General features: G+C 68.7%; 27 protein-coding genes and 1 pseudogene. 19 read left to right on the top strand and 9 right to left on the bottom strand.

From position 1 onward, the window contains the following. The first annotated feature begins 80 nt into the window (after positions 1-80). Genes ACZ4IF_RS16580 through ACZ4IF_RS16565 form a run of 4 tightly spaced genes read left to right on the top strand, consistent with a single transcriptional unit; the run spans position 81 to position 3,931 of the window. Entirely contained in the window at positions 81-2,516 is a 2,436-nt protein-coding gene (locus tag ACZ4IF_RS16580) for a sensor histidine kinase (RefSeq protein WP_467563451.1), read from the top strand. A 12-nt stretch (positions 2,517-2,528) separates the two neighbouring features. After that, on the top strand, positions 2,529-2,960 hold the full coding sequence (locus ACZ4IF_RS16575) for a roadblock/LC7 domain-containing protein (protein ID WP_359501027.1): 432 nt from the start codon (positions 2,529-2,531) through the stop codon (positions 2,958-2,960). Next, positions 2,953-3,327, top strand: a complete 375-nt coding sequence (locus ACZ4IF_RS16570; RefSeq protein WP_467563449.1) for a DUF742 domain-containing protein — start codon at positions 2,953-2,955, stop codon at positions 3,325-3,327. Before ACZ4IF_RS16575 ends, ACZ4IF_RS16570 begins: the two co-directional genes overlap by 8 nt. Next, a complete protein-coding gene (locus tag ACZ4IF_RS16565; protein ID WP_467563447.1) occupies positions 3,308-3,931 on the top strand; it encodes a GTP-binding protein in 624 nt (207 codons plus the stop codon). Before ACZ4IF_RS16570 ends, ACZ4IF_RS16565 begins: the two co-directional genes overlap by 20 nt. A gap of 20 nt (positions 3,932-3,951) precedes the next feature. On the opposite strand, the pseudogene ACZ4IF_RS16560 reads toward ACZ4IF_RS16565, so the two are convergent. Continuing rightward, positions 3,952-4,401: pseudogene (locus ACZ4IF_RS16560) on the bottom strand (IS5 family transposase); the annotation flags it as partial. On the opposite strand from ACZ4IF_RS16560, the gene ACZ4IF_RS16555 reads away from it, so the two are divergent. From ACZ4IF_RS16555 to ACZ4IF_RS16545, 3 genes are all read left to right on the top strand, one after another. Beyond that, on the top strand, positions 4,370-4,816 hold the full coding sequence (locus ACZ4IF_RS16555) for a hypothetical protein (RefSeq protein ID WP_467563445.1): 447 nt from the start codon (positions 4,370-4,372) through the stop codon (positions 4,814-4,816). The pseudogene ACZ4IF_RS16560 and the gene ACZ4IF_RS16555 sit on opposite strands and share 32 nt — an antisense overlap. A gap of 193 nt (positions 4,817-5,009) precedes the next feature. Next, positions 5,010-5,249: a hypothetical protein gene (locus ACZ4IF_RS16550; RefSeq protein WP_467563443.1), complete on the top strand. Its 240-nt coding sequence runs from the start codon at positions 5,010-5,012 to the stop codon at positions 5,247-5,249. Beyond that, positions 5,249-5,626, top strand: a complete 378-nt coding sequence (locus tag ACZ4IF_RS16545; protein WP_359498519.1) for a fic family toxin-antitoxin system, toxin component — start codon at positions 5,249-5,251, stop codon at positions 5,624-5,626. Before ACZ4IF_RS16550 ends, ACZ4IF_RS16545 begins: the two co-directional genes overlap by 1 nt. 133 nt (positions 5,627-5,759) lie before the next feature. Here the strand turns inward: ACZ4IF_RS16545 and ACZ4IF_RS16540 are convergent, their stop codons facing one another. The 4 genes from ACZ4IF_RS16540 to ACZ4IF_RS16525 all read right to left on the bottom strand — a co-directional run bounded on the left by ACZ4IF_RS16540 (position 5,760) and on the right by ACZ4IF_RS16525 (position 9,018). Next, a complete protein-coding gene (locus ACZ4IF_RS16540) occupies positions 5,760-6,668 on the bottom strand; it encodes an NAD-dependent protein deacetylase (protein ID WP_467563441.1) in 909 nt (302 codons plus the stop codon). Between the two features lie 468 nt (positions 6,669-7,136). Further along, positions 7,137-7,661 carry an SMI1/KNR4 family protein gene (locus tag ACZ4IF_RS16535; RefSeq protein WP_467563440.1) on the bottom strand — a complete coding sequence of 175 codons (525 nt, stop codon included), beginning with the start codon at positions 7,659-7,661 and terminating at the stop codon, positions 7,137-7,139. A 515-nt stretch (positions 7,662-8,176) separates the two neighbouring features. Further along, positions 8,177-8,350: a hypothetical protein gene (locus ACZ4IF_RS16530; RefSeq protein WP_199791404.1), complete on the bottom strand. Its 174-nt coding sequence runs from the start codon at positions 8,348-8,350 to the stop codon at positions 8,177-8,179. 200 nt (positions 8,351-8,550) lie between these two features. Further along, complete coding sequence (locus ACZ4IF_RS16525; protein WP_467563438.1) at positions 8,551-9,018, bottom strand: MarR family winged helix-turn-helix transcriptional regulator; 468 nt, start codon at positions 9,016-9,018, stop codon at positions 8,551-8,553. Positions 9,019-9,450: 432 nt separating this feature from the next. Between ACZ4IF_RS16525 and ACZ4IF_RS16520 the strand changes: the two genes are divergently transcribed. From ACZ4IF_RS16520 to ACZ4IF_RS16510, 3 genes are read left to right on the top strand one after another with little or no spacing between them, the layout of a single operon-like run. Beyond that, entirely contained in the window at positions 9,451-10,500 is a 1,050-nt protein-coding gene (locus tag ACZ4IF_RS16520; protein WP_467563436.1) for an LLM class flavin-dependent oxidoreductase, read from the top strand. Next, entirely contained in the window at positions 10,493-11,524 is a 1,032-nt protein-coding gene (locus tag ACZ4IF_RS16515) for an LLM class flavin-dependent oxidoreductase (RefSeq protein ID WP_359498496.1), read from the top strand. Before ACZ4IF_RS16520 ends, ACZ4IF_RS16515 begins: the two co-directional genes overlap by 8 nt. Before the next feature lie 4 nt (positions 11,525-11,528). Further along, entirely contained in the window at positions 11,529-12,266 is a 738-nt protein-coding gene (locus ACZ4IF_RS16510) for an NADPH-dependent F420 reductase (protein ID WP_467563434.1), read from the top strand. A 313-nt stretch (positions 12,267-12,579) separates the two neighbouring features. On the opposite strand, the gene ACZ4IF_RS16505 is transcribed toward ACZ4IF_RS16510, so the two are convergent. Beyond that, positions 12,580-13,356 carry a polysaccharide lyase family 7 protein gene (locus ACZ4IF_RS16505; protein WP_467563432.1) on the bottom strand — a complete coding sequence of 259 codons (777 nt, stop codon included), beginning with the start codon at positions 13,354-13,356 and terminating at the stop codon, positions 12,580-12,582. A gap of 528 nt (positions 13,357-13,884) precedes the next feature. On the opposite strand from ACZ4IF_RS16505, the gene ACZ4IF_RS16500 reads away from it, so the two are divergent. Further along, positions 13,885-14,349: an SRPBCC family protein gene (locus tag ACZ4IF_RS16500; protein WP_467563430.1), complete on the top strand. Its 465-nt coding sequence runs from the start codon at positions 13,885-13,887 to the stop codon at positions 14,347-14,349. Between the two features lie 33 nt (positions 14,350-14,382). On the opposite strand, the gene ACZ4IF_RS16495 is transcribed toward ACZ4IF_RS16500, so the two are convergent. Continuing rightward, positions 14,383-14,979 carry an MBL fold metallo-hydrolase gene (locus ACZ4IF_RS16495; protein WP_467563428.1) on the bottom strand — a complete coding sequence of 199 codons (597 nt, stop codon included), beginning with the start codon at positions 14,977-14,979 and terminating at the stop codon, positions 14,383-14,385. A gap of 76 nt (positions 14,980-15,055) precedes the next feature. Here ACZ4IF_RS16495 and ACZ4IF_RS16490 point away from each other — a divergent pair, with 76 nt between their 5' ends. Next, entirely contained in the window at positions 15,056-15,793 is a 738-nt protein-coding gene (locus ACZ4IF_RS16490; RefSeq protein WP_467563426.1) for a hypothetical protein, read from the top strand. 73 nt (positions 15,794-15,866) lie between these two features. On the opposite strand, the gene ACZ4IF_RS16485 is transcribed toward ACZ4IF_RS16490, so the two are convergent. Further along, positions 15,867-16,835, bottom strand: coding sequence for a GlxA family transcriptional regulator (locus ACZ4IF_RS16485; RefSeq protein WP_467563424.1), 969 nt, complete (start codon positions 16,833-16,835; stop codon positions 15,867-15,869). Between the two features lie 133 nt (positions 16,836-16,968). Between ACZ4IF_RS16485 and ACZ4IF_RS16480 the strand changes: the two genes are divergently transcribed. The 4 genes from ACZ4IF_RS16480 (at position 16,969) to ACZ4IF_RS16465 (ending at position 21,682) form a co-directional block, all read left to right on the top strand. After that, positions 16,969-17,607 (top strand): HD domain-containing protein, encoded by a 639-nt coding sequence (locus ACZ4IF_RS16480; RefSeq protein ID WP_467563422.1) that lies wholly within the window; start codon positions 16,969-16,971, stop codon positions 17,605-17,607. A gap of 232 nt (positions 17,608-17,839) precedes the next feature. After that, positions 17,840-18,760 carry an NADP-dependent oxidoreductase gene (locus ACZ4IF_RS16475; RefSeq protein WP_359498476.1) on the top strand — a complete coding sequence of 307 codons (921 nt, stop codon included), beginning with the start codon at positions 17,840-17,842 and terminating at the stop codon, positions 18,758-18,760. A gap of 584 nt (positions 18,761-19,344) precedes the next feature. Then, a complete protein-coding gene (locus tag ACZ4IF_RS16470; RefSeq protein ID WP_467563419.1) occupies positions 19,345-20,619 on the top strand; it encodes a glycoside hydrolase family 3 N-terminal domain-containing protein in 1,275 nt (424 codons plus the stop codon). Positions 20,620-20,971: 352 nt separating this feature from the next. Next, positions 20,972-21,682, top strand: a complete 711-nt coding sequence (locus ACZ4IF_RS16465; protein ID WP_467563418.1) for an SDR family NAD(P)-dependent oxidoreductase — start codon at positions 20,972-20,974, stop codon at positions 21,680-21,682. A gap of 164 nt (positions 21,683-21,846) precedes the next feature. Here the strand turns inward: ACZ4IF_RS16465 and ACZ4IF_RS16460 are convergent, their stop codons facing one another. After that, positions 21,847-22,806, bottom strand: a complete 960-nt coding sequence (locus ACZ4IF_RS16460; RefSeq protein ID WP_467563713.1) for an NAD(P)-dependent oxidoreductase — start codon at positions 22,804-22,806, stop codon at positions 21,847-21,849. Positions 22,807-22,925: 119 nt separating this feature from the next. Here ACZ4IF_RS16460 and ACZ4IF_RS16455 point away from each other — a divergent pair, with 119 nt between their 5' ends. The 3 genes from ACZ4IF_RS16455 (at position 22,926) to ACZ4IF_RS16445 (ending at position 26,524) form a co-directional block, all read left to right on the top strand. Further along, the gene (locus ACZ4IF_RS16455) at positions 22,926-23,552 is read left to right on the top strand and encodes an LmrA/YxaF family transcription factor (protein WP_467563416.1); all 627 of its coding nucleotides are present in this window, start codon (positions 22,926-22,928) and stop codon (positions 23,550-23,552) included. A 225-nt stretch (positions 23,553-23,777) separates the two neighbouring features. Next, positions 23,778-24,200, top strand: coding sequence for a hypothetical protein (locus ACZ4IF_RS16450; RefSeq protein WP_467563414.1), 423 nt, complete (start codon positions 23,778-23,780; stop codon positions 24,198-24,200). A gap of 362 nt (positions 24,201-24,562) precedes the next feature. Further along, positions 24,563-26,524, top strand: coding sequence for an N-acetylmuramoyl-L-alanine amidase (locus tag ACZ4IF_RS16445; RefSeq protein ID WP_467563412.1), 1,962 nt, complete (start codon positions 24,563-24,565; stop codon positions 26,522-26,524). Positions 26,525-26,697 lie beyond the last annotated feature (173 nt).

Below are 26,697 nucleotides of genomic sequence, written 5' to 3'. Positions count from 1 at the left end.
CCAGCCTCATCAACGAGCATGTCCAGCTACAGGCAGACGCGGACCACGTCTCGTCCGTCGCCAGACCGGTCCAGGACGTAGTGGCGCGACTACAGGACGAGCGCCGACTCACCGCGGTCTGGCAGGCGAACCGTACGGGCTCCGCCCGCGAGGACCTCGACGCGGCCCGCAAGAAGACTGACGCGACGGTCTCCGACTTCCGCCGCTTGGCCTCCGCGCCGGACACCGCGGAGCTCCGGCGGCGCGTCCAGGCGCTCGACGGCGCCCTGGAATCGCTGACGGACCGCCGCGAGGCGGTCGACGCACGGACCCTCTCGGCCTCCGGCAGTTTCGCCTATTTCACCGCCAGCGTTTCCCGGTGCCTTGCCCTCCTCACCGAGGCGGCACGCAGCGCCGACGGGGAGCCCGGGCGCGGGGGCACCGCCGCCGTGGCCCTGGCGCAGAGCACAGAGATGCTCGCTCGCGAAGACACCCTCCTGTCGGGTTCCCTGTCAGTCCGCCGGATCTCCGTAACAGACAGGGCCAGGTTCGGCCAGTACTTAGCCGCGCTGCAGGCGAGCCGCGCGTATCTGAATACGCGAGACCTTCCCGGAACGGCGGCGACGCGGTACGAGGAGATCACCAGCAGCGCGCAGTGGACCACGCTCGGCGCGGTCGAACGAGCCGTGACCGGTGGTCAGGGCACCTCTCTGCCGAAGCAGGCCACGTCATGGACGACAGCTGCCGACAGTGTGATCGGCAGCTCCCGGACACTGGCCGCCAGCTCCCTGAACAGCCTGGCGGACCGAGCCGACGATCGCGCCGACGAGTTGTTGCTGGCCGCGCTGACGAGCAGCGCGGTCACGCTTGCCGTCGTGGTCGGCGCCGCCGTGCTTGGCGGGCGCGCCCGACGCTCGACACTCGGCCGTCTCACCGAACTTCAGGAGGAGACGCAGCAGTGGGCGATGCGCCGACTGCCCGAAACACTCGCCCGAATAGAGCGCGGCGAGCGCGTGGACCCCATCGCGCTCGTCCCGTTCAGACCGCAAGCGACCGACCAAATCGGGCAACTCGCTACGGACATCGACCAACTGGTGCGCGTCGCCGCCCACTCCACGACGCGGCAGTCCCAGGGCCGCCAAGGCACGGAGAAGGTCGTCGGCCAGCTCATCCGCCGCGCCCAGACCCTCATCCACCGCCTGATCAAGTTGCTGGACGACCTCGAGCGCAAGCACGAGGACTCGGAGCTCCTCAAGGACATCTTCCAGGTCGACCATCTGGCCACCCGTGTGCGGCGGCACACGGAGAACCTGATGATCCTCAGTGGTGCCCCGCGCGGCCGCCGTACCACCCCGCCCACTTCGATCACCGACGTGATGCGCGGCGCAGTGGCGGAGACGGAGCAGTACACCCGGGTCCGGGTGAGGAACACCCCAGCCGACCGGCGAATGGCCCTTGCCAGCCGGGCCGTCGGCGACGTTACGCATCTACTGGCAGAACTCATCGAGAACGGCACCACCTTTTCCCCTCCGCACACCCAGGTGACCGTCAGCGCGACACGCGTCGCCAAAGGCCTCGCAGTGCACGTCGAGGACCAAGGCCTCGGCATCAAGCCGGAACAGCTGGGCCCCGCCAACGAACTGCTCGCCAACCCGCCCCGGATCGACATGACGGCCCTGGGCGAAGATCCGCGCCTGGGACACTTCGTGGTGGCGCAGCTCGCCAAGCGGCACGGCATCAAAGTGGTCCTGCGCGAGTCCGACTACGGCGGCACGCTCGCCCTCGTGGTACTGCCCGCCGAACTGCTGGAAGTTGTCCCCTCACCCGTCCTCGATCAGCTGCAGTCGGCCGCCGTCACCGCTGGCCGGGCCGTCGTGAGCCAGTCCGAAGACCCTTCACTCACGAGCGCGAGCGACCGGGCGTACACCGGCCGGGACGTCCTACCGAGCGTGGGCGCCGGCAGCGGCTCGCTGGACGAGGTGGTCACCCACTCACCTGTGCCGGACTACAGCGGCTTTCCCGACTACGGAGGTGCTGGACTGTTGCCCCCCGCGTCAGGACATCACGCACTCCCAGCCTCACAGTCGGCCGGCTGGACGCCCCGCGAAAACGATGCTCCGACCAGCCGGTCGGGTCCGCGGGCAGGGACTTCGGAGCATCCTGCCGAATCGTCCAGGGAACCAGCCGAGGTGCCGGGGCCCCAGCTGCCGCGTCGGCAGAGGCCGGCCGCGCGGCCGGAGTCCTCCTGGGAGACTGCAGCATCGGACACAAAGCCTCTGGACACGCTCGATGTTCCCGAAGTCCTGCCGCAGCGTGTCAAAGGCGCCAACCTCGCGCGGGAGCTACGGCGAGAGGCAGCAGCGTTGGAGGATCCTGCCGTCGGCGAGAGCCACAACACGTTCCTCTCCCCGGAAGCAGCGGCCCGCGCGATGAGCGCCATCGACGCTGGACTGAGGCGGGCCGGGACGGACGACGAGCCGCACGGCCCGTACGCGCGGCAGGACGAATCGGCTGACCCCAGTGCCGACGAACGGTGAGGACGTTACGCAATGACTGACACGGTACACAGCGGAGATCAACTGGACTGGCTCCTCGACACATTGGTGAACCGGATCCCGGAGATCCAGTGCGCCGTCGTGCTCTCAGGAGACGGTCTCCTCATCGGCAAGTCCCAGAGCATGCAACGCGACGACGCAGAGCATCTCTCCGCGGTGGCGTCAGGCGTCCACGCCCTCGCCCGAGGCGTCTCCCACCGCTTCCAGGGCGGACTGGTCCAGCAGTCGGTCATTCAAATGGAGCAGGCGGTCCTTTTCATCACCACCGCAGGCACAGGAGCCCGACTGGCTGCGATCGCCTCGCAGGACGTGGACCTCGGGATGCTGGCGTACGAGATGGCCACACTCGTCAAGCAGGTGGGCCAGTATCTGACAGCGGCACCTCGCGTACAGTCCCCGCCCGGCGGCCCCGCCCAGGATGCCTGAGTCGCGATGGCGTGACGGCCCGGAAGACGGACGCTACTTGAGGCCGTACGCCATCACCCGCGGGCGCACCCACCACAGTCAGCACGGGTTCGCACTGATCACGCATGTTGTAACGCGATCTGACGATGAGGTTCAGCCCAGTCATCTGGAGCCGGAAGCAACCCAGATCCTGGAACTATGCCGGAACCGAGCGATGGCCGTCGCCGAGATCGCCGCAGAGCTGAACCTGCCAGTGAGCGTGGTGAAGGTGCTGTGCGGCGACCTGCTCGACGCCTCGCTGGTCCTGGTCCAGGCGCCGCCCGGGCGGGACAACCAGCCAAGCGTAGAAGTCATCGAAAGGGTGATAAATGCGATCCGCGAACTCTGAGCCGGTCATGCCCACCGCCTTGAAGATTCTCATCGCCGGCGGTTTCGGCGTGGGCAAGACCACCATGGTGGGGTCGGTGAGCGAGGTCGCCCCTCTGCAGACAGAGGAACACATGACCGAGGCGAGCCTCGGCATCGACGACCTGGCCGGCGTGGAGGGCAAGGCGTCAACGACGGTGGCCATGGACTTCGGACGCATCACGATCGGGCCGGAACTGGTGCTGTACCTTTTCGGCACGCCCGGGCAGGACCGCTTCTGGTTCATGTGGGACGACCTGGCCACGGGTGCCCTTGGCGCGGTCGTCCTCGCGGACACCCGACGGCTGGCGACCTCGTTCGCGTCGATCGACTTCTTCGAGGAACGCGAGATTCCGTTCGCGGTGGCCGTCAACTGCTTCTATGGGCGCTGCGGTAGCTCGGCCGAGCAGGTGCGCGCGGCACTGGACCTCGACGCGGCTACACCAGTTCTCCTCTGCGACGTGCGCGACCGTGACTCCAGCAAGGACGTCCTGCTGAAGGTACTGGGAGCGGCACGCGCCCGGGCGGCCGCCCGCCTGGGGCGCGCATCGGGTCGTGATCAATCTGTCAACTCGCCCTCGCAGTGAGGTCTGCGTTAGACCGTGTCCTATGTGGTGAGGCGGACGAGCCGCTTGTAGCGGCACAGGGCTGCGGCGAGTCCGAGGAAGGCCAGGTAGTTGCGGGGATTGCGTTCGTAGCGGGGGCTGAGTCTGCGGTAGCCGGCGAGCCATGACATGGTGCGCTCGATCACCCACCTGCGGCGGCCCAATCGTTCGCTGGACTCGATGCCTTTGCGGGCGATCCGGACGCCAATGCGCCTTCCGCGTCACCATCTCCGCAGGTCAGGTCGGTCATAGGCTTTGTCTGCATGCAGGCGCTGTGGCTTGGAGTAGCGACCGCGGTGACGGTCGTGTCTCGTTCGGTGACCCTCGACCATGGGCTTCAGCCCTTCGCTGTCGTGGGTGTTGCGGCCCGAGAGACCGACGAGAAGGGGCAGTCCGTTCGCGTCGGACAGGATGTGCATCGTGGAACCCGGCTTGCCGCGGTCCACGGGGCTCCTGATCGCCTTCGCCTATCAGAAGTCCGGGCACGAGTTTCTGGAGCTCCAGACGCGGGACGCGGCGTCGCTCGTGGACTGGCTGCAGTGGAACGCCTTCACCAAGGGCTACTTCATCGCGGCGCTCGTCGTGCTGCTGATCGCCATCGTGCAGCGGGGAATTCCGAACCTTGGGTTCCTGGCCTTCCTGATCGGCGTACCGACCATGCCGTGGGGCCTGTCGATCGCTGTTCTCACGGTGTTCGAGGTCATCCTGGGCTGCTTCGCGTGGCTCGGGACGGGGCACTACTCGGCAGGGGCCGGTTTCACCTGGCACCTGGTGTTCGCGGCCGTCGCCGCCGCATACCTCGGCGCGTGCGTCGTCGCCCTGCGCGCGGCCAGGGGCTTGGGCCGGTTGTGGCTGGCGAGGGCGTAGGTCTCCTGTGCGCACCTGTCGTGCCGGCGCGCCGAGGGCTTCTTGGGTGTGGCAGCGGGCCGCCGTCTTGTTGACGACGTGCGACGTGGCGCCCGGGACACGGGCAGGGGCCTCGGTGGGTCTGTTCGTGTGGTCAGCGCCCGCCTTCCCGATGCCACTCACCCGCCTTGGTAACATCTGTTACCATGCGCCTATGGCGAAGACGCAACTGGGCGCGCGAGTGGACGCGGATGTCGCGGAGCTCGCGAGGAAACGTGCCGCGGACCTGGGGTTGAGCATCGGGGACTACCTCGCAAGGCTTGTGCAGGACGACGCCAGTGGCCTGCGCACGCGTGCAGTGGACGCGGCTGCCCGCTTCCTCGCCGATCACCAGGCGGTCTTCGACGACGCCGAGGAAGCCCAGCAGGCGCCCCGGGGAGGGCGCGCGGCCTGATGGATCTGCACATCGACGTCCCTTGGATCCTGCAGGTCGCTGAGGCCGCCGGCGCCAACGACCCGGCCCCCGACGACTACGGCGTTCCCATTTCCGCGGTCGCCCGCCATCGTGCCGAGCTGTTCGAGCACTCCGTCTATGACGGTCCCTACGCGAAAGCCGCGGCCTTGGTGCACACGCTGGGCCGGTGCCGCTGGCTCGAGCGCTCCAACCTGGCCGTCGCGGCCGCCACCGGCGTCATGTACCTCGAAGCGGCCGGGATCACCGTCAAGCCGGCCCGCGAGGATGCCGTCGCCCTGAAGGACCTGCTCCTCGACCCGGCCTGCACCGCGGGGAGCATCGCCGCCCTGCTGCGGACCTGGCCCACCCCCACCTGACGCGCTGAGGGCACCTGACGCCCTGAGGGCCGGCGCCGCGGCGTGATCACCACGGAAGTCGGTCCGGTTGTGCGGTTCCGCGTCGATCCCATGGGCTGACGGCACGCTCTCCGTCCGTTTCCTGTCGCCGTCGTCACCTCGCCGGACCCGTCGCCTCGTCGTCGAGAGGAATACCCAGTCGGCCGGCCACGAAGGTGAGCGCCGCGCCCAGGGGGAGCGCGACCCGGGTGATGGCGTGCTGGTCACCGCGGGTCGGGTCCCGGTTGACGATCAGCACCGGCTTTCCGGCCTGGGCCGCCTGGCGGACGAACCGGAGTCCCGACATGACCGTCAGGGAGGAGCCCAGGACCAGGACCGAGGCCGCCTCGCGGACCAGCTCGCGGCAGTGCTCGACCCGTGACGGGGGCACGGCCTCGCCGAAGAACACCACATCCGGTTTGAGGATGCCGCCGCAGAGCGTGCAGGGCACCACGTGGAAGTCCCCGACCTGTTCGTCGGTGAGGTCGGCGTCACCGTCCGGGTTGATCCCGGCGGCCACGGGCTCGAAGTCCGCGTTGGCTTCCGCCAGCCGCCGGGCCAGTTCGCGACGCGGGCTGAACGCGCCGCAGGAAAGGCAGACGACCCGGTCCAGACTCCCGTGGAGCTCCACGACGTGCTCGCTGCCGGCGGCCTGGTGCAGGCCGTCGACGTTCTGGGTGATCACACCCGAGAGCAGGCCGTGACGTCCGAATGCGGCGACGGCTCGGTGCCCGGTGTTGGGATGGGCGCGGCTGAAGGTGCGCCAGCCGAGGTGGCTGCGCGCCCAGTACCGGCGCCGGGCGTGGGCGCTGGTGGTGAAGTCCTGGTAGGTCATCGGGGTGTGCCGGCTCAGGCTCCCTCCCTCGCCTCGGTAGTCGGGGATGCCCGATTCCGTGGAGATGCCGGCACCGCTGAGCACCAGCACACCGCCGGTGCCCAACGCTGCGGCCACCGGCTCCGGATCCGTGGTGCCCGGCGGCAGGTTCTCGGCGGGGGACCAGCTCAGGGTGGGGCGCATGCGCATGCCCTCCAGGCTACGGAACAGGCCGCCGTACGCGTCGTCGGCCGTGCTCCGATCCCTGAGGGCTCGCGCGGGCGGCGGCGGAACGGGCGGCGTGGCCCTCTGATTCATCCGAGTCGTTCAACGGATGTGACGCGCATCATTTGTTCGCGGTCCGGGCGGCACTTCGTGGCACTACCCGCGCGCTGCTTGCGCTCGCCCCTGAAGCAGGCCCGCCCTGCTCACGTCATGTGTCTGAAGAGTGACCATAAGATACCGCTACCCCATGACGCACTCGTGGAGACCGGCTTCCGGTCCCTCGTCGGGTTCGGTACGACCGTCGACGTACATCTGGCCGTACGCCACGGAGAATTCGCCGCTGAAGAGTGTCCGCATGCTCACCAGCCTGCACGCAGGGTCTGACAGTGAGGGTCCCGAGAGGTCCCGGGGTCCGACTCCGATGCGTGTATGCGCCGGGGCTGTGAGACCCCGTCAACTGTTATGGGAATCGGTCTCGGTGCGTTCAAGGGAATCAGCAGCGGTCAGATGCTCGATGAACGTCCGGAAGTCCGAAGCCAGTGCGAGCTCCGTATCGGTGTCCCTGTCGAACCAGGTCACAGACGGTTCCGTGAGTTCTCCGCCGGCGCGGTAGTCGAGGGCGATCCAGCAGTGGCCGTCGCCCGAGAGCAGTACCAGGGAAGAGGGCAGGCCCCACTCGTCGATGAGATAGGGCGTGTCCAGCAGTGAACACTGGCCGTCGCGACGGCCGATGCCCATCAGATCGTCCAGCGGTACATGGTTCTCGCTCCACGACGTCGGCACCTCGGTCGGGAACGCGTTCCACTGCCCCGCCACCTGGCCGCCGTTCTGGACCCGGAGAATCTCCAGCAATGAGGCCGGCAGGCGCACACGGAGTTCGCGCTCGGCCTCCTCGACCACTTCGTCGGTCAACGGAGGCTGAACCCCGTACCGGCCCTCGCCCCAGAAAGTCGCCTTGACCTCATCAAACCGATCCACTTGGAGCATCTTAGGGACGCGAGGCCGTGCCGCTGTGCTCCGGGGCACTGGCGGCGGCATACCTCCACGGCGATCGTCATGACGTGTGGGCGTCGCCGTGACGCGGCTGAATGCATTCGCCAAGGGTGCTGGGATGTCGCAGGCCCATCAGCCATGACCTTGTGGACCGCTTGAGGGGCCTTGTACGGGCCCATTTTCGAGGTGCTCGCGAGCATGCCTATGACGCGGGCTCGCATCGGCCCACGCGTCGGGGGTAACAGGCGAGGGTGCAGGAGGTGTTCGTGAGGGCGACGAACCGGCCGACCTTGCGCTCGGAGCAGGCGGTACTCGCATCAGTCACGTACTCCGCGCCCTCCCAGGACTGCGGTGCGGAATCGGAGTGCCATGGTGTCCAGGCGCTCGTGGACGGTCCGAAACGCACGGGACAACCACCGGTTCCGCTGGGTTTTTGGCGGCCACGGTCCGTGCGAGGTCAGGGCATGATCAGGGGATCAGGGGATCAGGGGATCAGGGGATCAGGGCTTGAAGGCGTCTTCGGCCCCTTCCTTGGCGCTCCGCATCTTGCCCCGTGCTTCGAGGGCGGCACCCTTTGCCGCGAGGGTCTCGTTGTGGACCGCGTGGGCGGCCTTCCGTACGGTCTTGCCGACGACCTGTTCGGCCTTGGCCTTGGCTTTCTGTCCGGCACTCATGTCAGCACCTCCAGGCAGGCTCACTGTGCCGCGTCCCCTTGATACGGGAGGTGAAACCGAGACGCTCGGATCGGGGGAGAGGGCGAGGCTCCTGCCGTTGCCCCAGCGATCGTGCCGGCCGGTCGCCTCGAAGTGCTGAATGTGCCGAGGTGGGTCCTCCCGGGACCACCGGCGCGACGGCTCGCTCGACCCGTTACCGGTCAGGGGGCGTCCTCATTCAGTTTCTCCACCACGCGCTCGGAGATCTGAGCCAGCACCCGCAGTTCCGCCGGCGTGACATGGTCGAGGAACAGGGCGCGCACCGCCTCGACATGCAGGGGGGCGGCGGCCTCGATCATCGCGCGCCCGGCGTCCGTGATCACCGCGAAGGCCCCGCGTCCGTCCTCGACGCACTCTTCCCGCATCACCAGCCCACGTGTGGCCATGCGGGATATCTGGTGGGAGATCCGACTCTTCTCCCACTCCAACGCACGGGCGAGATCCAGAACCCGCTGCCGCCCGTCGGGTGCGTCCGTCAGCTCGACCAGCACCGCGAAGTCCGCCTCGGAGATGTTGGACTGTGTCTGCAACAAGCGCGACAGCCGGCCACGGAGCGTTTTCTGAAGACGGACGAAGCAGCGCCACGCGTGTTGTTCCTCAGGCGTCAACCACCGCACCGTTTCTGTCATGGGCGAAGTCTAAACTAGTTGATACGTCACCAGAATGTAGCGGTGGTCCTCGGCGGGTGATCGCTTCGCCCCTTCGGTCCCGCCTGGGCCGCTCGTCCCTCGTGCCGGATCATGCCCGTCGCGTCAGGCGCTTGACCTGGTGCGATGACCGACTGTGCTGCCAGTCGGTGCGGGCCGTCGATGCGGAGGGGTGCGACCGTCCTCCCCTGTCCCGCGCCGCGAGGAGAACTCGGATCCCAGCGCTTGGACCGTCTCGATGGAGTCCTTTCAGATCCGCAAGGTCCAGGTTCTCCGCGGGGGCTGGGTCCGGTGTCGCGGCGCGTGGCGCCATGGGCTTTGGTTGACACATCAACCATGATGCCTGATGATTGACGAGTCAAGCAATTGGTTGCCCGTGCATCGTACGCGCCTGGTGCCAGTAGGAGGAGTGCCATGACGGTCACAGCGTTCGAATTGGGGCTGAACTCGTTCGGAGAGGTCGCCACCGACGGCGGTCGGCCGATGAGCGATGCCGAGACCGTTCGCCTGTTGATCGAGGAGGCCCAGCTCGCCGAATCCGTGGGGATCGACGTGTTCAGCGTCGGCGAGCACTACCGCGCAGGCCACAACGACAGCGCCACCCCCGTCCTGCTCGCCGCGATCGCCACCGCCACGGAACGGATCCGGCTCGGCACCTCGGTGACCGTACTGAGCACCAACGACCCCGTGCGGCTCCACCACGAGTTCTCCACGCTGGACGCCGCGTCGAACGGCCGCGCCCAGCTCGTACTGGGGCGGGCATCGGCCACCGAGTCGTTCCCGCTGTTCGGATACGACCTCGCCGACTACGAGGAGCTGTTCGAGGAGAAACTCGACCTGTTCATGCGCCTCCAGCGCGAGGAGACGGTGACCTGGTCCGGCCGTTTCCGGCCGCCGCTCGTCGAGCAGCAACTGCGTCCCCGGATGCCGCCCGGTGGCATTCCCACCTGGATCGGCGTCGGCGGCAGCCCGAACTCCGTGGTCCGCGCGGCCCGTTACGGCCTGCCGCTCATGCTGGCCATCATCGGTGGGCGTCCTCAGCGCTTCGCCGGCCATGTCGAGCTCTACCACCGGTCGCTCGAGCAATTCGGGCACGCCAGGCAACCCGTCGCCCAGCACTCGCTGGGGCTCATCGCCGAAAGCGACGAGGAGGCGATCGAGACCTGGTGGCGGTACTGGCAACCGGTCGTCGCCGCGCTCGCGGAGGAGCGCGGGTTCTACAAGCCCACCCGCGAGCGCTACCTGGCGGAAGTGGACAAGGGCGCGCTCTTCGTCGGCTCCCCCGAGACCGTCGCACGCAAGATCGCGACGATGGCCCGCGATCTGCGCCTCACACGCTTCGACCTCAAGTACGACGTCATGTACCTCCCCCGGGAAGCCCGGGCCCGCACGATCGAACTGCTGGGCCGCGAGGTCGCACCGCGGGTGAGGGAACTGCTCACGAAGGAGCCGGCTCATGTCTGATCTCGTCTTCGGTCTCGACACGTTCGGCGATGTGCCGCAGGACGATGCGGGCATCCCGGTGTCCGACGCGCGGGCCGTCCGGCAGGTCCTCGACGAGGCCGTTCTCGCGGAGCAGATCGGCGTCGACGCCGTCGCACTCGGTGAACACCACCGCCCGGAGTACGCGATCTCCAGTCCGGAGACCGTCCTCGCCGGCATCGCCACACGTACCAGCCGTATCCGGCTCTCGTCCGGGGTGACCGTGCTGAGCTCGGACGATCCGGTCCGCGTGTTCCAGCGGTTCTCGACCGTGGACGCACTCTCGAACGGCCGGGCCGAGGTCATCCTCGGGCGCGGCTCCTTCACCGAGTCGTTCCCGCTCTTCGGATACGACCTGGCCGACTACGACGTGCTGTTCGAGGAGAAGATCGAGCTCTTCGCCAAGCTGCTGGAGGAGAAGCCCGTCACCTGGAGCGGCAGCAAGCGGGCGCCGCTCGACAACGCCGACGTCTTCCCCAAGACCGAGTCCGGACACCTGAGCACCTGGGTCGGTGTGGGCGGCACACCCCAGTCGGTCATCCGCACCGCGCGCTACGGATTCCCTCTCATGATCGCCATCATCGGCGGCAACCCCGAACGCTTCGCGCCCTACATCGACCTCTACCAGCGAGCCGCCGACAAGTTCGGCACGACCGCTCACCCGGTCGGAATGCACTCACCCGGCTTCATCGCCGCCACGGACGAGGAGGCCCGGGAACTGCACTGGCCGCACTACAAGGTCATCCGTGACCGCATCGGCGCGCTGCGGGGCTGGCCGCCGGTCCGCAAGGACGAGTACGAGGCCGAGATCGAGCACGGCTCCCTCTACATCGGCTCGCCCGAGACGGTCGCCCGCAAGATGGCCCGCGCCATCAAGGCGCTCGGCGTCGGCCGGTTCGACCTCATCTACACCACGGGGGCACAGTCGATCAGCGCCCGCCTGCGCGCCGTCGAGCTGTACGGCACCAAGGTGCTCCCGATGGTCCGTGACATCCTCGCGGGCTGACGCCATGAACGGAGCAGAGATGGACATCACCGGCGCCAACGCCGTGCGCACGGTCGGCATCCTGGGCGCGGGGAAGGTCGGCACCGTGCTGGCACGTCTGGCCCTGGCGGCCGGTTTTCGCGTGCTCATCGCCGGGTCGGGCGACCCCGCCAAGATCGCACTCACCATCGAGGTCCTCACCCCTGGCGCGCTCCCGGTCACCGCGGCGGACGCCGCGGAGTCCGATGTCGTCATCCTGGCGCTCCCGCTCGGCAAGTACCGCACGATTCCGGCCGAGGCGCTGCGTGGCAAGCTCGTCATCGACGCGATGAACTACTGGTGGGAGGTCGACGGCATCCGCGACGACCTCACCGACCCGTTGACCTCTTCGAGCGAGATCGTGCAGGGGTATCTGGCCGGGGCACGGGTGATCAAGGCCTTCAATCACATGGGCTACCACGATCTCGAGGACGGAGCCGAGCCTGCGAGCACGCCGGGGCGCAAGGCGATCGCGATCGCCGGTGACGATCCGGACGACCTCGCCACCGTCGCGAGCCTCGTGAACGCGTTCGGCTTCGACCCCGTGGTGGCGGGTCCCCTCGCCGAAGGAGTTCGGCTCGAGCCGGGCACCGAGCCTTTCGGCGCCAATGTCACCGCCGGGGAGCTGCGCGGGATGCTCCTCCGCTTCCCGGAATCGGAGCGCGGACGGGCCGTGAGCCGTGCGAGGAATGCCGCCTTGGCGTCCGGCGACCGAGCAGTCTGACGGCATCGTCCGGGCCGGCCGTCGGGGCCTCCCGCTGTCCGCTGCCACCACCGTGGCCTCGGTATGGCCAGGGGAGTCCACCCCGAACGACAGGGAAGGGGCCCCGCCGCCGCGCGTCACGGACCTCGTTCGCGCCGCGCCGCGACCCTCGCGGCGCGGCGCGGCCTGGTCCGCTCAGCTCGCCCGACACCGCCCCCAGGCGGGAGTGTTCCTTCTTCCAGACGACTGCGTGTGAATTCCGCTGCCACGCGGAGAGAACGCCGCTCACGCGCCCGACCGTTCCACAGGGCGGCCCGTGGAGAGCCGGGTGGCGTCAGCCGTGGGAGACGTTCAGGCCGTAGAAGGCGACCCGCGCGCCCTTCGTGGTGCTGTCGGAGGACGACTGGTTGTAGGAACCCGCCTTGAAGTACTGCTTGTACGGGAAGAACGACGACGGAATCGGGTAGTGCGTGGTGCTGCCGTTGACGGTCAGGTCGATGGTGTTTCCGCCGGACACGGCGATGGTGTACGTCCACGTCTTGCCCACCGCCACATGTCCCACCGTGTGGGTCGTCTGGCCGCCCGAGGGCGAGTTCTCGGTGCCGACGACGATGTCACCATTGGCGCGGTAGTAGAGCTCTACCAGCGGTTTCGTCGAGGACCCTCCGGAGCCGAGGTGGATCTGGCCGACGCACACGTTGGACGTCACCGACACGACCCGAAGCGTCGCGCTCAGCCGGTGGCTTCCGCTCAGCGACCAGTCCGCGGCACTGCCGCTGCGGTTCATCTCACGCAACTCGGAGCGGGCGTAGTTGGAGTTCGGGGTGGTGACACCCTTCTCCGGCGCCCAGAACGTCATCGCACCGTCGCGGGTGTCGGTGTAGAAGTACGCGTCCTGATAGCCGTTGGCTCCCTGGAGCCGGGACGAGGGAATGGTCGTCGGCGAGCCCGGGGAACCCACCGGCTCCTGCAACTGCCAGACGGACAGGTCGAAGTTGCCGCCGGGCGCGACCTTCGGGTCCGCGGCACCCGCGCTGGAGGTACCGAGGACGGTCACCACGGTGACGACGCCCGCGACGGTGGCTGTCGCCAGAAGCCTGGAACGAGTCATGTCGAGCTCCTTCGTTGATCGTGGGGGATCGCGGGGAGGGAAGAGCGGTGCGGTGGGTCAGCCCGCATCTGCGACGGCGCGCCCGGCGGGGCGTCGCGCCGCCGTTCCGGTCGGCGAAAGGAGGGGGCCGGCGCCGGACGGCGGTGGCGTCACGGCGAGTCCGCCACGTACGGCGGCCGTTCGGGTATGTGGTGGCCTTTTCAAGACGACGGTCACAGCCTTTCGTCTGGTCGTGCCGAGCAGACGGTGGGGGAAGGCACTGTTCATGTAGAAGAATGGTGAGTTCACCTGTGAACTATGCGTCGTGACGCTAAAGGTCTGAACCACGGCCGTCAAGAGGTCGCGCGGGAGGGGGCGTCGGGGAGGCCGCCCAGTGACGCGTTCCCGTCAGGCACCCAACAGCGGCCGGACGAGCGGCTGTTGTGCGTGCCGGTCGGGTCGGGAAGGTCAAGTGCCGGTTTCCGTGCGGGGCATGCCGTGCCCCGCAGGGACTCCTTCATCCGTGTCTTCCTGTGTAGCCTGCACCGCGTGTATACGACGCGAGTGTCGCGGCGGGTGAACGCCTCACGGGCCGCCGTCTATCGGGCACTTCTGGACGCGGACGCGGTCGCGCGGTGGCGGGTACCGACAGGCATGCGGAGTGAGGTGCACACGTTCGAAGCCCATGAGGGCGGGGTGTTCCGCGTCTCGCTCACGTATGACGTGCCGAGCGCGGCCGGCAAGTCGGAGGCGCACACGGACACTTACCACGGCCGTTTCGCGGAGCTCGTCCCCGACGAGCGAGTGGTCGAGGTGCTCGAGTTCGAGACGGCCGATCCCGCCCTTCGCGGAGAGATGGTCATGACCACGGAGCTGAGCGACGTGGACGGTGGAACCGAGGTCGTCATCGTGCACGAAGGAGTGCCGGACGTGATTCCGGTCGCGGACAACGAGACCGGAACACGTAGGGCGTTGGAGAACCTGGCGCTGCTGGTCGAGTCCGCCGGACGGTGACCGCGTGGAGGACGGGGAGGGACGGCTCGGTGTTCAGGCGGACGACCCCGGCCCGAGCCAGCGGTAGCGGCCGCCGCATTCGTCGGTGAGCCAGCCGTTGAGGCTGCTCAGGCCCCGCTCGTTGATCTGGCCGTCGTGGATGCCGTAGGCCCGTTCCGGCTCGACGGCGCGGACGAAGTCGATGGCCTCGTCCGTCTTCATCCATGAACCCTGCAGGGGCACCAACAGGGTCTCCACCGGCCGGTCGGGGCGGTGGAGGGAGTCTCCGGGGTGGTAGAGCCGGTCCTCCACGAGGTAGGCCAGGTTCGCGCAGTCCGGGAGGCCTCCGTAGATGAGCGCGTGCCTGCCGCCCTGGGCGGTCACCCGGAAGCCCGCCGCCGTGAACTCCTCGCCGACGTCGACACCGATGAAGTCCAGTCCCTGGATCCGCGCCGACTTGGGGGCGTAGACGGGCACGCCCAGCCCCTTCAGCCGCAACAGATCGACGTGATCGCTGTGTTCGTGGGTCACCAGGACCGCGTCGGCGCCGACGAGTGCCTCGGGTTCACTCCAGACGCCGGGGTCGATGACCAGCGTGCCGCCGTCGTGCTCCAACCGGACACAGGAGTGTGCATATTTGGTGATCCGCATACGCGCGAGCGTAGCCCGGGGCCTGGGGGCTCTCTCGGGCGGCGACTCTTCACTGGCTGTGTGCTATGAACGGGCCATGGCCATGAGCATCGAGCGGACCGACGCGCGTACTTGGCGGGATGAGCAGCTGAAAGAGCTCTTCAGCGAAGGCTTCCCCGAGTTCATCACCGCGGACCGGCTTGTGAAGGAGTACATAGGCAGGGTCAGAGAATGGTTCGGTGATCTGAACCTCATGTTGGTGGACGACCACGCCGTGCCCGTCGCCTCGGGGTGGGGTGTGCCGATCCGCTGGGACGGGCAGCCTGAGAATCTCCCCACGGGATACACCCAGGCACTCGTACACGCCGTCGAGGGCCGTGAGCAGGGCATCGAACCCGACACCCTGGTGATCTGCGGAGCGATCGTCACGCCGTCACTGAAGGGAAGAGGTCTGGCGGGGGAGGTGCTCACTGCGCTCCGCAAGGCAGCGGGTCAAGCCGGTTGGGACCGTGTCATCGCCCCCGTTCGCCCGACAGCGAAGGCCCAGTATCCCTTGACACCGATCGAGACCTTCATGCGGTGGAGCCGTGAGGACGGTATGGCGCTCGATCCCTGGATTCGAACCCATCAGCGCCTCGGCGCCGCATTGCTGGCGGCAGCTCCGGCTTCGCAGACCATGACGGGCACGGTCGCCGAGTGGGAGGGCTGGACCGGGATGACCTTCCCCGACTCGGGGGAGTACGTGATCCCTGGTGGGCTTTCCCTCCTACGGATCGACCGCTCGGCCGATCAAGGTGTGTACCAGGAGCCCAACGTCTGGATGCGGCACAGCTGAGATAGCCCACCGGAGCCCGTGTTCCCGCGGTCGCTGCACGAGACGCGGCAATGGTCCTCGGCGTGTGTCGGTGCTACCGGCCCCGGCGGGCCGTGCGGAAGCGACGCTGGTACGCGGCGGGACTGATGGACAACTCCCGTGCGAACACCCGTCGGAGGCTCTCGTAACTCGGGAACCCGGCCAACGAAGCCGCCTGTGTCGCGGTGTGTCCTTGGTCGAGCAGAGCCTTGGCGATGTCGAACCGGATCGACTCGACGTAGCGGGCCGGCGTCGTGGACAACTCCTCTCGGAAGAGCCGCGTGAGATGGCGGGGACTGAGGTGGAGGTGCCCGGCGAGTTCGCCCAGGGAGTGGTTGCCTGCAGGATCGGCCTTCACGAGGTCGACGACGGTGCGCAGGGCGGGGGAGCGGGGAGGTGGGCCCTGCAAGGGCGCGGAGAACTGTGACTGGCCGCCCGCGCGTTGCAGGTAGACCACCAGGGCGCGGGCGACGTCCCGGCTCATGTCGGGGCCGTGGTCTTCCTCGACGAGAGCCAGCGCCAGGTCGATGCCGGCGGTGACGCCGGCCGAGGAGTAAGTGGAGCCGTCGCGCACGTAGATGGCATCGGGCTCCACGCGAATCTTCGGGTGCCGGGCGGCGAGTTCGCTCGTGATCTTCCAGTGGGTGGTCGCACGCTTGCCGTCCAGCAGGCCGGTGGCCGCGAGGACGAATGCTCCGGAGCAGACGGACGCGACCCGGCCGGAGCGGACCGCCAGCTCGCGTGCGGCCTCGATCAGATCCCGCGTGACGGGAGTTCTGGGATAGACGACCCCGCCCGGCAGCACGAACGTGTCAGGATCCGGCCCGGAAGCGGGGCTGCCGTCGACCGCGACGCGTACGCCGATCGACGAGGCGACGTCGGTGCCGGTCGTCGACAGCAGGACGATCCGGTAGTCGGCGCCCAGCCGGTTCGCCTCGCCGAACACCTCTGCCGGGCCGGCGACGTCCAGCAGGTCGACCCCGTCGTAGACGAGGATCGCGACCCGATGCGTCGTGGAGCTCACAGTCCCCTTCCTCAGGTGTCTGGATTCGAGTGGTTCGTGGCCACACCGAGGCGGTGAAGAAGCGCCGCAGTCGGCATCGTGGAGATCAGGAGCACCGCTTACTCCTCACCAGCACATCGAAAGAGCGAACCTCATGAACGACATCATCGCAGCAGTGGAAATACCCGACACCGCAGCAGTGGCGGAGGCCACCGGTTTCCTTCGGGAGACGAACAGTCCTCTCATCTTCCACCACTCCCGGCGTGTCTTCCTCTTCGGTTCTCTGCATGCGCGAGAACTCGGCCTCCAGCCCGATCCGGAGCTGCTCTACATATCCGCGATGTTCCATGACACGGGGCTTTCGACCCCGTTCTCCGAAACGGAGCAGCGGTTCGAGCTCGACGGCGCCGATCACGCCCGCACGTTCCTGCTCGACCGCGGTTTCTCGAAGAGTGCCGCCGAGGTCGTCTGGACGGCGATCGCGCTGCACACCACGCCGGGGATTCCCGGCCGGCTGGGCGCGGAGACGGCTGCCACGAACTACGGCGTTCTGACCGACGTGGTCGGCTGGGGGCTCGACAGGCTGGAGGGAGGCGAGGTGGACGAGATCATCGCCGCGCATCCGCGCGGAGATTTCAAGAGGGAATTCCTGCAGGCATTCGTCGACGGGCTCAGGAACCGACCCGACACCACCTACGGGACGGTGAATTCGGACGTCCTGGAACATTTTGTTCCAGGTTTCCGCCGCAAGACCATGGTCGAGCGCGTCATCGATGCGCCCTGGCCGAGTTGATTTCGAGGAAGGCAGAGGGAAACCGATGACACCAGTGGCTTCCGGCCGCGATCGTCGTCCTGCTCCTTCGTCCATGCCGCCCTGTCAGGGGCGGTCGTACCCGGCGGACGCGGCGGCCGGGTGATCGGAAGCCGCCAGGCCGGACACCGGGGATAGACCCTGACAAGACGGTAAGAATCGACTGATGTGATCGATCCACGCACACTTCGGGAAACCAGACAGAGGAACAGCCATGCAAGCCATCACCGCCCCGGGCCGCGACGCAGGCGTCAGCGGGCTGACCCTGACCGACCTGCCGTATCCCCATGCGGCCGAGAACGACGTCGTCGTGCGCGTGCACGCCGCCGGATTCACCCGCGGAGAGCTCGACTGGCCCGCGACATGGACCGACCGCTCCGGCCACGACCGCACACCGAGCGTGCCCGGGCACGAGGTCTCGGGAGTCGTGGCAGAGCTCGGATACGGAACCACCGGCCTCACCGTCGGCCAGCGCGTCTTCGGACTGACCGACTGGGCCCGCAACGGCTCGCTGGCCGAGTTCGTCGCCGTGGAGGCCCGCAACCTCGCCCCGCTCCCCGCTGACGTCGACCACACGGTGGCGGCCGCACTGCCGATCTCCGGGCTGACCGCCTGGCAGGGCCTTTTCGACCACGCGCGGATCCTGACCGGTCAGACCGTTCTGATCCATGGCGCCGCGGGTGCCGTCGGATCGATCGCGGTGCAGCTCGCCGTGGAGGCGGGAACCCGTGTGATCGGCACCGGCCGGTCCGCCGACCGCGACACCGTCCTGGCCGAGGGCGCGCACGCGTTCTTGGACCTCGAGGCCGACTGGGTGAAGGAGGCAGGTGAGGTCGACGTGGTCTTCGACGTCATCGGCGGCGACATCCTCGACCGCTCGGCCACGCTCGTACGTGCCGGCGGCACGCTCGTCACGATCGCCCAGCCGCCCACCGTCCAGCCCAAGGACGGGCGGGCACTGTTCTTCGTCGTGGAACCCGACCGCGCGCGCCTCGCGGATTTGGCCCAGCGGGTCCGGGACGGACGGCTCGACGTGCGGGTCGGCGCGGTCGTCCCGCTGAAGGAGTCGGTCGCCGCCTTCGCCCCGAAGCTGCGCGTCACCGGCAGGACGATCATCCGGGTCGCCGAGGACTGACGGTGAGGGCGCCGTGCCGCCACGAGAGCGCCGCGGGACGGGGCCGCCCGCAGCGGCTGCGCCCTGCCCGTGGTCGTGATGCGACTCGTGGCTGTGTACTGCCCGTGGTCGTGATGCGACTCGTGGCGCGGGCGTGCTCCTGGGGGTGGGCGAGAACCATGGTGACCACACCCACCGCGGTTGGTGCCGCCCTGGCGATCACCACAGTCGACACCCGTCGCCTCACACCCCCGTCTCCTGAAGCGAAGGGCCCGGCGGCCAGGGGAGACGATGGGGTGCGGTGTGGGTGCAGACGTGCCGGGGCCTGCCCTGACCTGCTGCTTCCCGGCCCGAGGGCGCCTCAGCCGCGCACACTTCCCATGGTGAGTGGTGCTGCGGACCGGGTGAAGCGGGCTCGAAGGTCCTGACTCACGTCGGCTGGATTTCCGTCCGGCCCCGAGGCGCGAGATCGTGGAAGTCCGACCGTGGATCAGCGAGCAGACGCGGGCCGGTGCGGCTCTCACGCGCTGTGCCCACCACATGCTCGTACGGCCCTCGGCGCGACAGGTGCCGTCACCGTCGCGCCTCGCCGAAGGAGGCCTGCGATGAATCTCCCGGAGTACCGCGACCGCGGAAGCGTGACATCACCCCCGCGACGTCCCGGCCGCGCCAGAAACGCACGCAGACTGAGCACCGCTGCGGCCGTGGCGGCGATGCTCCTGGCAGGCTGCGCCACGGGCACCCCCACGTCGGCCCCGCACTCCAGCGGTCCCGGCGTGTCCCTCGCCCCACCCGCCGCAGCCTCTCATCCCGGTTCGACGTTCACTCCGGCCCTCACCCCCGCGGCCGGCGCGTGCACCAACAGCACGAAGCTGGCCGCGTGGTCGAACAAACGGCTGGCCATGCTGACCATCGCGGTCCCGGTGTCGGAGACCTCGGTGTCCGACGCCACTGCCCAGGTGAGCGCGGGTGCGGGTGGTGTGCTGCTGTTCGGCAGCAAGGCGCCGTCCGACCTCGGCGCCCGGCTGACCACCCTGAAGTCCCATGTACCCGGCCATTTGGGCCTGTTGGTGATGACCGACGAGGAGGGTGGCGGCATCCAGCGCATGTCGAACCTCGTCGGGTCCCTGCCCTGGCCCGCGTACATGGGCGCGCACTGGACCCCGGCCCAGATCCAGCAGAACGTCACGAAGGTCGCCACCAAGATGGCGGCCGCCCAGGTCAACATGGACCTCGCGCCGGTCGTCGACGTCGACGGCAGGAACGTGGCACCCAGCAAGACCAATCCCGACGGGTGGCGGTCCTTCAGCGGCAACACCGCGGTGGTCTCCAAGGCCGGTGTCGCATACATGAACGGGCTGCGCGCCGGAGGCGTGATACCCGTCGTCAAGCACTTCCCGGGCATCGGCGGCTCCACCTACAACTCCGACTTCGGCCCCGCCCGTACCCTCCCCTGGTCCACCCTGCAGAAGGTGGGCATCCCGCCGTTCACGGCGGCCATCAAGGCCGGAGCCCCGGCCATCATGGTCTCCAACAACATCGTGCCGGGCCTGGGCACCAACCCGGCGAGCCTGTCACCCACCGTCATCAGCTACGAGCTGCGCGGCCAACTGGGATTCAAGGGGCTGGTCGTCACCGACTCGCTCAGCGCCAAGGCGATCTCCGCTGCCGGCTTCAGTGTCCCCGCCGCCGCCGTCCAGGCCCTGCGCTCCGGTGCCGACATGGTCATGTTCGACCTGGGGAGCAACGTCAGCGCCCAGACGTCCTCCATCGCCACGGCGATCACCAATGCGGTGGCCAACGGGCATCTTTCCCGTAGCCGCCTCATCGACGCCGCGGGGCACGTCCTGGCCGTCCGGCATGTGAATCTGTGCTCCTGAGCGCGGGCGGTGTGCAAGAGCTCTTGTCTCACCCGACTCCGCCTGGAAGGCGCCCAGATGCGTCTGCGAGTTCACGCCGCCGGATTCCGGACCGCCGGCAGGCCCCCACCCCGAGCGTGCCGACCACGGCTCCCATGCCGCCTTCAGTGACCCGGACGGCAACGTCTGGATCCTTCAGGAGGTAAGACAGCGCGCCCCGGGTCGCTGACTGCGCATCAGCCACGCGGGGCCCGTGCCGGTCGAGGGCCGGGGAACATGCGTCGGCCTGGTGATGTGCAACTGCCCCAGAAGATGGTGATGACCGGCAGCCGGCGACCGGTCGAGCCACCCCGCCCCTTCGGAGGAGGTCATCATGAGGAGTCGGATCCAGAAGGTCGCGGTCATCACCGGTGCATCACAAGGCATCGGAGCGGGCCTCGTCGTCGGCTATCGCGAACTCGGCTACGCCGTCGTCGCCACCTCGCGCACCATCGCCGAATCGCAGGACGCGGACGTCCACACCGTCCAGGGCGACATCGCCGATCGTGCCACTGCCGAGCGCGTCATCGCCGAAGGCATCGAGAGGTTCGGCCGCATCGACACTCTGGTCAACAATGCCGGGATCTACATCGGGAACGCGTTCACCGACTACACCGAGGAACAGTACAACTCCATGGTCGCCGTGAACCTGACCGGCTTCTTCCGGATCAGCCAGCTCGCAATCCGACAGATGCTGGCCCAGGGTGGTGGTCACATCGTGCAAATCACCACCACCCTCGCCGAATACGCCAACTCCGACGTGCTCTCCGTCCTCGCCTCCATGACCAAGGGCGGCCTGCAGTCCGCCACCAAGGCCCTGGCCATCGAATACGCCACCCGCGGTATCCGTAGCAACGCCGTCGCTCTGGGAACGATCAAGACACCGATGACAGAGGGCTATCACGAGGCGCTCGCCAAGCTGCATCCGGTCGGCCGCATGGGCGAGGTGAAAGACGTCGTCGACGCGGTGCTCTATCTCGAGAACGCTCCGTTCGTCACCGGCGAGATTCTCCACGTCGACGGTGGCCAGAGCGCCGGCCACTGATCCGCGGCAGCCGCTCCCATCCGACCTGCGGATCGCCGGACCGCCCGGACCGACACCGAACACCCTGCCCCGGTCGCAAGAGCACTGCGCGAGATCCGATGGGCGGCGCGCTCGGCGCCGCTGTCCGGACTCGGAGTGCCGGCCCGCACCCAGGGCCGGCCTTGTCATGCGTTGTCGGGTGTGTGCCGACGACCGGCAGTCATGTCAACGGTTCTCCGGCCACCGGAGTGGCGGTCCAGGTCGGCCGGCGGTGCGTCCTGGGTGCGTGCTTCGATCGCGTGCAGGACGGCCACCATGTCCTCGGCGCCGTGGCCGAGCGAGACGGTCTCCTGGAACAGGGAATGGCAGACGTCGAGAAGCGGTGAGGAGAGGCCGTTCTTGCGGGCAGCCTCGGCGATCAGCCGATTGTTCTTCAGGACGTCCAGCACCGCCGCCTGCACCGCGAAGTCGCGGGTCAGCAGCTTCGGCGTCTTCATCCGGGTGACCGCGCTGGCCATCGGGCCCGCGCCCAGGACAGCCATGAACAGGTTCCGGTCCAGGCCCTGGCGCTCGGCGAAGTGGAAGGCTTCGGTCAGAGCGGTGACCTGGGTGATCAGGAACAGGTTCACCGACAGTTTCATCAGCAACGCGTTCGGCGCGGGGCCGCACATGAACGTCTCACGGCACAAGGGGCCGAGCAACGGGCGTACTTGCTGCACGACCCCCTCGTCGCCGGCCAGCATCGCCACCAGATCGCCGTTCTCCGCCGGGACTCGGGAACCTGAGACAGGTGCCTCGACATAACGGGCGCCCGCCGCGCGGACATCGGCCTCCAGGCCCTGTGAGTACTCCGGCGAGGTCGTGCCCATGTGGACGACCGTGCTGCCGGCGACGCGCGCGGCGAAGTGGGGAGTGCCGCGCCCCAGGACGGCGTCGACCGCGAGGTCGTCGGCCAGCATGACGATCACCACGTCCGCCCGCGCGAACACATCCGCGGGGTCCGCCGCCACCACCGCGCCCGCCGCACGCAGGGGCTCGGTGCGGGCGGCGGTGCGGTTCCACACCACCAGACGAGTGCCCGCACGGGCCAGGCGGAGAGCCATGGGCTGCCCCATGACCCCGAGACCGATGAAGCCGACGTCCACGAGCGCACCACCCTGCCCACGCGCGGCGGCGGGGTCGCCGCGTCCGACTATGACAGCGGTCATAGTATCGGCCGTCATGACGACGGTCATAGAGTGGGGGCCTGGACGGGAGGCAGGCGATGGGCATGACCGAACGAGGGCCGCGCGAACGGATGGTGTTCAGCGCGGCGCAGCTCATCCGGCGCGACGGAGTCGCAGCGACGGGCATGCGGGACGTCGCGGCCCATGCCGAAGCACCCCGCGGCTCGCTCCAGCACTACTTCCCCGGCGGCAAGGAACAACTGGTCAACGAAGCGGTCGCCTGGGCCGGCCGCTACGCGAGCAAGCGCGTCGCGCTCTTCATGGCCGGCATGACGGCACCGACCCCGGCCGGTCTGTTCGCGGCGATGGTGCGGCAGTGGACCGACGAGTACGAAACGCTCGGCTTCGCTTCCGGCTGCCCCGTCGCCGCGGCCACGGTGGACTGCGCCGAGTCGACGGAGTCCACACGCCGGTCCGCGGCCGAGGCGTTCGCCGGTTGGGCCGCCCCGATCGCCCAAGCCCTCATGGACATGGACGTCCCGGCGCAGCGCGCCGAGCCGCTCGCCACACTCATGATCAGCGCCCTGGAGGGAGCGATCCTGATGGCCCGCGCGGAACAGGACGTGCGCCCGCTGGAGGCCGTGGCACGAGAACTCGGCCCTCTGCTCGACCAGGCGGTACGGGGCGGTGAGCCGAAACACGGAGGCCTTCGGGGCGGGGCGTAGGACCGGCCGCCCGGACCGCAACCGCCGAGAAGGAGCTACGCCCCAGACCGCCGGAGAACGGCGTGGCTTCGCCCGGAGGGACGAACTCGACCTCGAGATGGCTGCGCCTGTTCGGGCGAACTGTGACGGTAAACGCTCATCGGGCCCGAGAAGCCATGGTTTCTTCGAAGGGATCAGGCTCAGAGAAGGGACCAGGAAGTGTATTTGAGGCGTACCGCAACGGCCTTGTGCGCAGCCGCGCTCACCCTGCTGACAGTTCCGGCCGACGCCCACGCCGCGGCAATCGCCTGCGGCGGTGGTACGTCGACCGGTCGCGTCGCCGTCAACGGCTGCATCAGCGCCCAGCGGGGCACTGTCGGCGCATTTCCCTCGCGCGAGATGACGGCGCACATCAAGCTCCGAAACGCCGGCACGCGAGCAGTGAACGTCTCCTACGAGGCATTCGCCCGCCCTGACGGCGGCTCCTGGGCCAAAGTGGGCACCGGTCGCGCCTACGTCAAGGCAGGCGAGGAGATCGGCCCTGTCGAGGTGGGGAGCACGACCCGGGTGTGTGCTCCGGTGAGGGTCGAGATCCGGGTCCACGCCCGCGCCGACGGCGCTGCCTGGAGCAACTGGTCCACCGCAGCGACGAAGCAGTGCCAGACTTGACGGCCACTCGTTCGACTGTGGCCCCTGCCGGTGTCCCGGCCGGGGCCACACGCGTATCCGGGCGCAGGATCGCGGTTCAGGTGCGCGTGCCCTTGAGGCCCACACTGCATCGGCGGGGACCGACGACGCACCCCCGCGCCTCCGCCGCCGACCGGGTGGCAACGGGCGGGCGGTTGGGCCACGCCGGTGACCCTCCGCAGGACGGGCCGTGCGGGGCGAGGCATCGTGCAGGGAGAGGCGTCGAGGGACGGGTGACCGTCCTGGCCCGGGCTGAACGACCGTTGGACAGCCCGGAGTACGAACGCCGTCGCGCGGTGCCGAGCGCCGTATTCCGCTAGTTCCGACTGTGAGGGAGGCCGTGCGTGCGAGCCGTCACTTCCCGTGCTCCAGCAGCCAGATACGCCGCTCGGGCGGCGTCGTACACGGCGGCGACGGCCGTCCTGCTGGTGCCGATACTCGGTGACTTCGCGCCCGGCAGTCCGCAGACGCCGTCCGTGACGTCGATGCAGCAGACGTTCGCGGACTCCGCCGCCGAGTACCGGGTCCCGAAGAGTGTGCTGCTCGGGGTGTCCTACGTGCAGTCCCGGTGGGACACACACGCCGGTGTCCCGAGCGTCAGCGGCGGGTACGGGCCGATGCACCTCACCGACGCGCGCACCGCTCTGGCCCAGGCCCACCAGCACAGTGCGCCCCACGCCCAGGCAGGTTCGTCCGCCGCGATATCCGGCGCACCTCTGCCGGAAGGGCCCCCGCCCGAGCAGATGACCACGCTGGAACAAGCGGCGAGGCTCGTGGGCATATCGTCGCGCAGGCTCCGCACGGATGCCGCAGAGAACGTACGCGGGGGAGCAGCGCTGCTGGCAGACGCCCAGCGGCAGCTCGGCAGACCGCTCAGCACCGATCCGGGCGACTGGTGGGGCGCGGTGGCGCGCTTCAGCGGCACGACGAACAGTGTGGCAGCAGCCGAATTCGCCGACGACGTCTTCGCGGTGATCCGCAAGGGCGTCCGACGCACCACGGACACCGGGCAGCAGGTCACACTCGCGGCCAGTCCCGGCGCCCGACCGAACGCCTCGCAGGTCCAGGCCGTGCGCCCGGCGAAGGCACCGCACACCGACGTCGAATGCCCTGCGACGCTCGCCTGCGACTGGATTCCCTCACCCCATGTGGAGTTCGGTGACGACCGGTACGGCAATCACGACCCGGCCGACCGTCCCAAGGACCAGAAGATCGACTACATCGTCATCCACGATACGGAGGACACCAGCCCAGTCATGATCAAAACGGTGCAGGACCCCAGCGAGGCGTCCTGGCACTACACGATCCGCTCCAGCGACGGCAGCGTGATCCAGCACGTCAAGACCAAGGACGTCGCCTGGCAGGCCGGAAACCAGTTCATCAACGCCAGGTCCATCGGCGTCGAGCACGAGGGATTCCTCGCCCATCCGGACGCCTGGTACACGGAACAGATGTACCGCTCGTCGGCCCGCCTGGTGTCCTACCTCGCCAAGAAGTACGGCATCCCGCTGGACCGTCAGCACATCCTCGGTCACGACAACGTGCCCGGACCGACCGCTTCGACGATCCCGGGCATGCACGAGGACCCGGGACCGTACTGGGACTGGCGGCACTACTTCGACCTCCTCGGCGCGCCACTGCGTGCCACCGCCGGCCCCGACAGCGAACTGGTCACCGTCCTGCCCGACTTCGCTTCGAACAAGCCGGTGTTCACGAACTGTGCCGGACACGACGAACCCTGCCCGGCGCACGGGTCCAGCGCGGTACGGCTGTACTCCGAGCCGAGCGAGGACGCCCCGCTGGTCCACGACGAGGGGAAGCACCCGGGAGGGGAGGACTCCACCCTCCGCGTCTCCGACATGGGAGCACGGATCTCCACCGGGCAGACGTATGCCGTCGCCGAGCGCCGAAGGGAGTGGACAGCGATCTGGTACTTGGGCCAAAAGGCGTGGTTCAAGAACCCGCCCGCACACCCGACAGCCGTCGGGGCCACCGGACGGATGGTGACTCCGAAGCCCGGCCTGGACGACATCCCCGTGTACGGTCGCGCCCTCCCGGAGGAAGAGGCCTACCCGGCGGACGTAACCGTGCAGTCCGTCTCACCCCTGCCGTACGAACTGTCGGCGGGACAGAGCTACGTCACGCAAGGCAGCACGACCGGCTCGTACGTCGACAGCGGGTCGGGCTTCGACAACGCACCACACCGGGTGGTCGTGGGCAACGACGTGTACTACGAGATCCAGTTCGGCTACCGGATCGCCTACGTCCGTGCGGACGACGTGGACGTGGTGCGCGCGGACGGCTGATGGCCGGCCGGGTCGCGTGGCCGCTCTGCACCGCGTGACGTCGGCGAGGGCGGAGTGACGGGGGGGGGGGGGGGGCCCCCCCCCCCCCCCCGGGCCGCCCCCCCCCCCCCCCCCCCCCCCCCCCCCCACCCCCCGCACAGCCAAGACCCCCGCTAAGGCGGCACAACCCCGGC

It is taken from the genome of Streptomyces sp. NPDC025784 (assembly GCF_055558435.1).
Note: the sequence above shows the minus strand (reverse complement) of the source record. Positions and strands in the feature narration are given on the sequence as shown.

Coding starts and splice junctions, on each gene's coding strand:
- ACZ4IF_RS16505 (WP_467563432.1), bottom strand. CDS start 13,356: ATGACTCGTTCCAGGCTTCTGGCGACAGCCACCGTCGCGGGCGTCGTC.
- ACZ4IF_RS16480 (WP_467563422.1), top strand. CDS start 16,969: ATGAACGACATCATCGCAGCAGTGGAAATACCCGACACCGCAGCAGTG.
- ACZ4IF_RS16495 (WP_467563428.1), bottom strand. CDS start 14,979: ATGCGGATCACCAAATATGCACACTCCTGTGTCCGGTTGGAGCACGAC.
- ACZ4IF_RS16540 (WP_467563441.1), bottom strand. CDS start 6,668: ATGCGCATGCGCCCCACCCTGAGCTGGTCCCCCGCCGAGAACCTGCCG.
- ACZ4IF_RS16515 (WP_359498496.1), top strand. CDS start 10,493: ATGTCTGATCTCGTCTTCGGTCTCGACACGTTCGGCGATGTGCCGCAG.
- ACZ4IF_RS16545 (WP_359498519.1), top strand. CDS start 5,249: ATGGATCTGCACATCGACGTCCCTTGGATCCTGCAGGTCGCTGAGGCC.
- ACZ4IF_RS16570 (WP_467563449.1), top strand. CDS start 2,953: ATGCCTGAGTCGCGATGGCGTGACGGCCCGGAAGACGGACGCTACTTG.
- ACZ4IF_RS16525 (WP_467563438.1), bottom strand. CDS start 9,018: ATGACAGAAACGGTGCGGTGGTTGACGCCTGAGGAACAACACGCGTGG.
- ACZ4IF_RS16490 (WP_467563426.1), top strand. CDS start 15,056: ATGGCCATGAGCATCGAGCGGACCGACGCGCGTACTTGGCGGGATGAG.
- ACZ4IF_RS16470 (WP_467563419.1), top strand. CDS start 19,345: ATGAATCTCCCGGAGTACCGCGACCGCGGAAGCGTGACATCACCCCCG.
- ACZ4IF_RS16465 (WP_467563418.1), top strand. CDS start 20,972: ATGAGGAGTCGGATCCAGAAGGTCGCGGTCATCACCGGTGCATCACAA.
- ACZ4IF_RS16565 (WP_467563447.1), top strand. CDS start 3,308: ATGCGATCCGCGAACTCTGAGCCGGTCATGCCCACCGCCTTGAAGATT.
- ACZ4IF_RS16475 (WP_359498476.1), top strand. CDS start 17,840: ATGCAAGCCATCACCGCCCCGGGCCGCGACGCAGGCGTCAGCGGGCTG.
- ACZ4IF_RS16510 (WP_467563434.1), top strand. CDS start 11,529: ATGAACGGAGCAGAGATGGACATCACCGGCGCCAACGCCGTGCGCACG.
- ACZ4IF_RS16455 (WP_467563416.1), top strand. CDS start 22,926: ATGGGCATGACCGAACGAGGGCCGCGCGAACGGATGGTGTTCAGCGCG.
- ACZ4IF_RS16520 (WP_467563436.1), top strand. CDS start 9,451: ATGACGGTCACAGCGTTCGAATTGGGGCTGAACTCGTTCGGAGAGGTC.
- ACZ4IF_RS16530 (WP_199791404.1), bottom strand. CDS start 8,350: ATGAGTGCCGGACAGAAAGCCAAGGCCAAGGCCGAACAGGTCGTCGGC.
- ACZ4IF_RS16550 (WP_467563443.1), top strand. CDS start 5,010: ATGGCGAAGACGCAACTGGGCGCGCGAGTGGACGCGGATGTCGCGGAG.
- ACZ4IF_RS16575 (WP_359501027.1), top strand. CDS start 2,529: ATGACTGACACGGTACACAGCGGAGATCAACTGGACTGGCTCCTCGAC.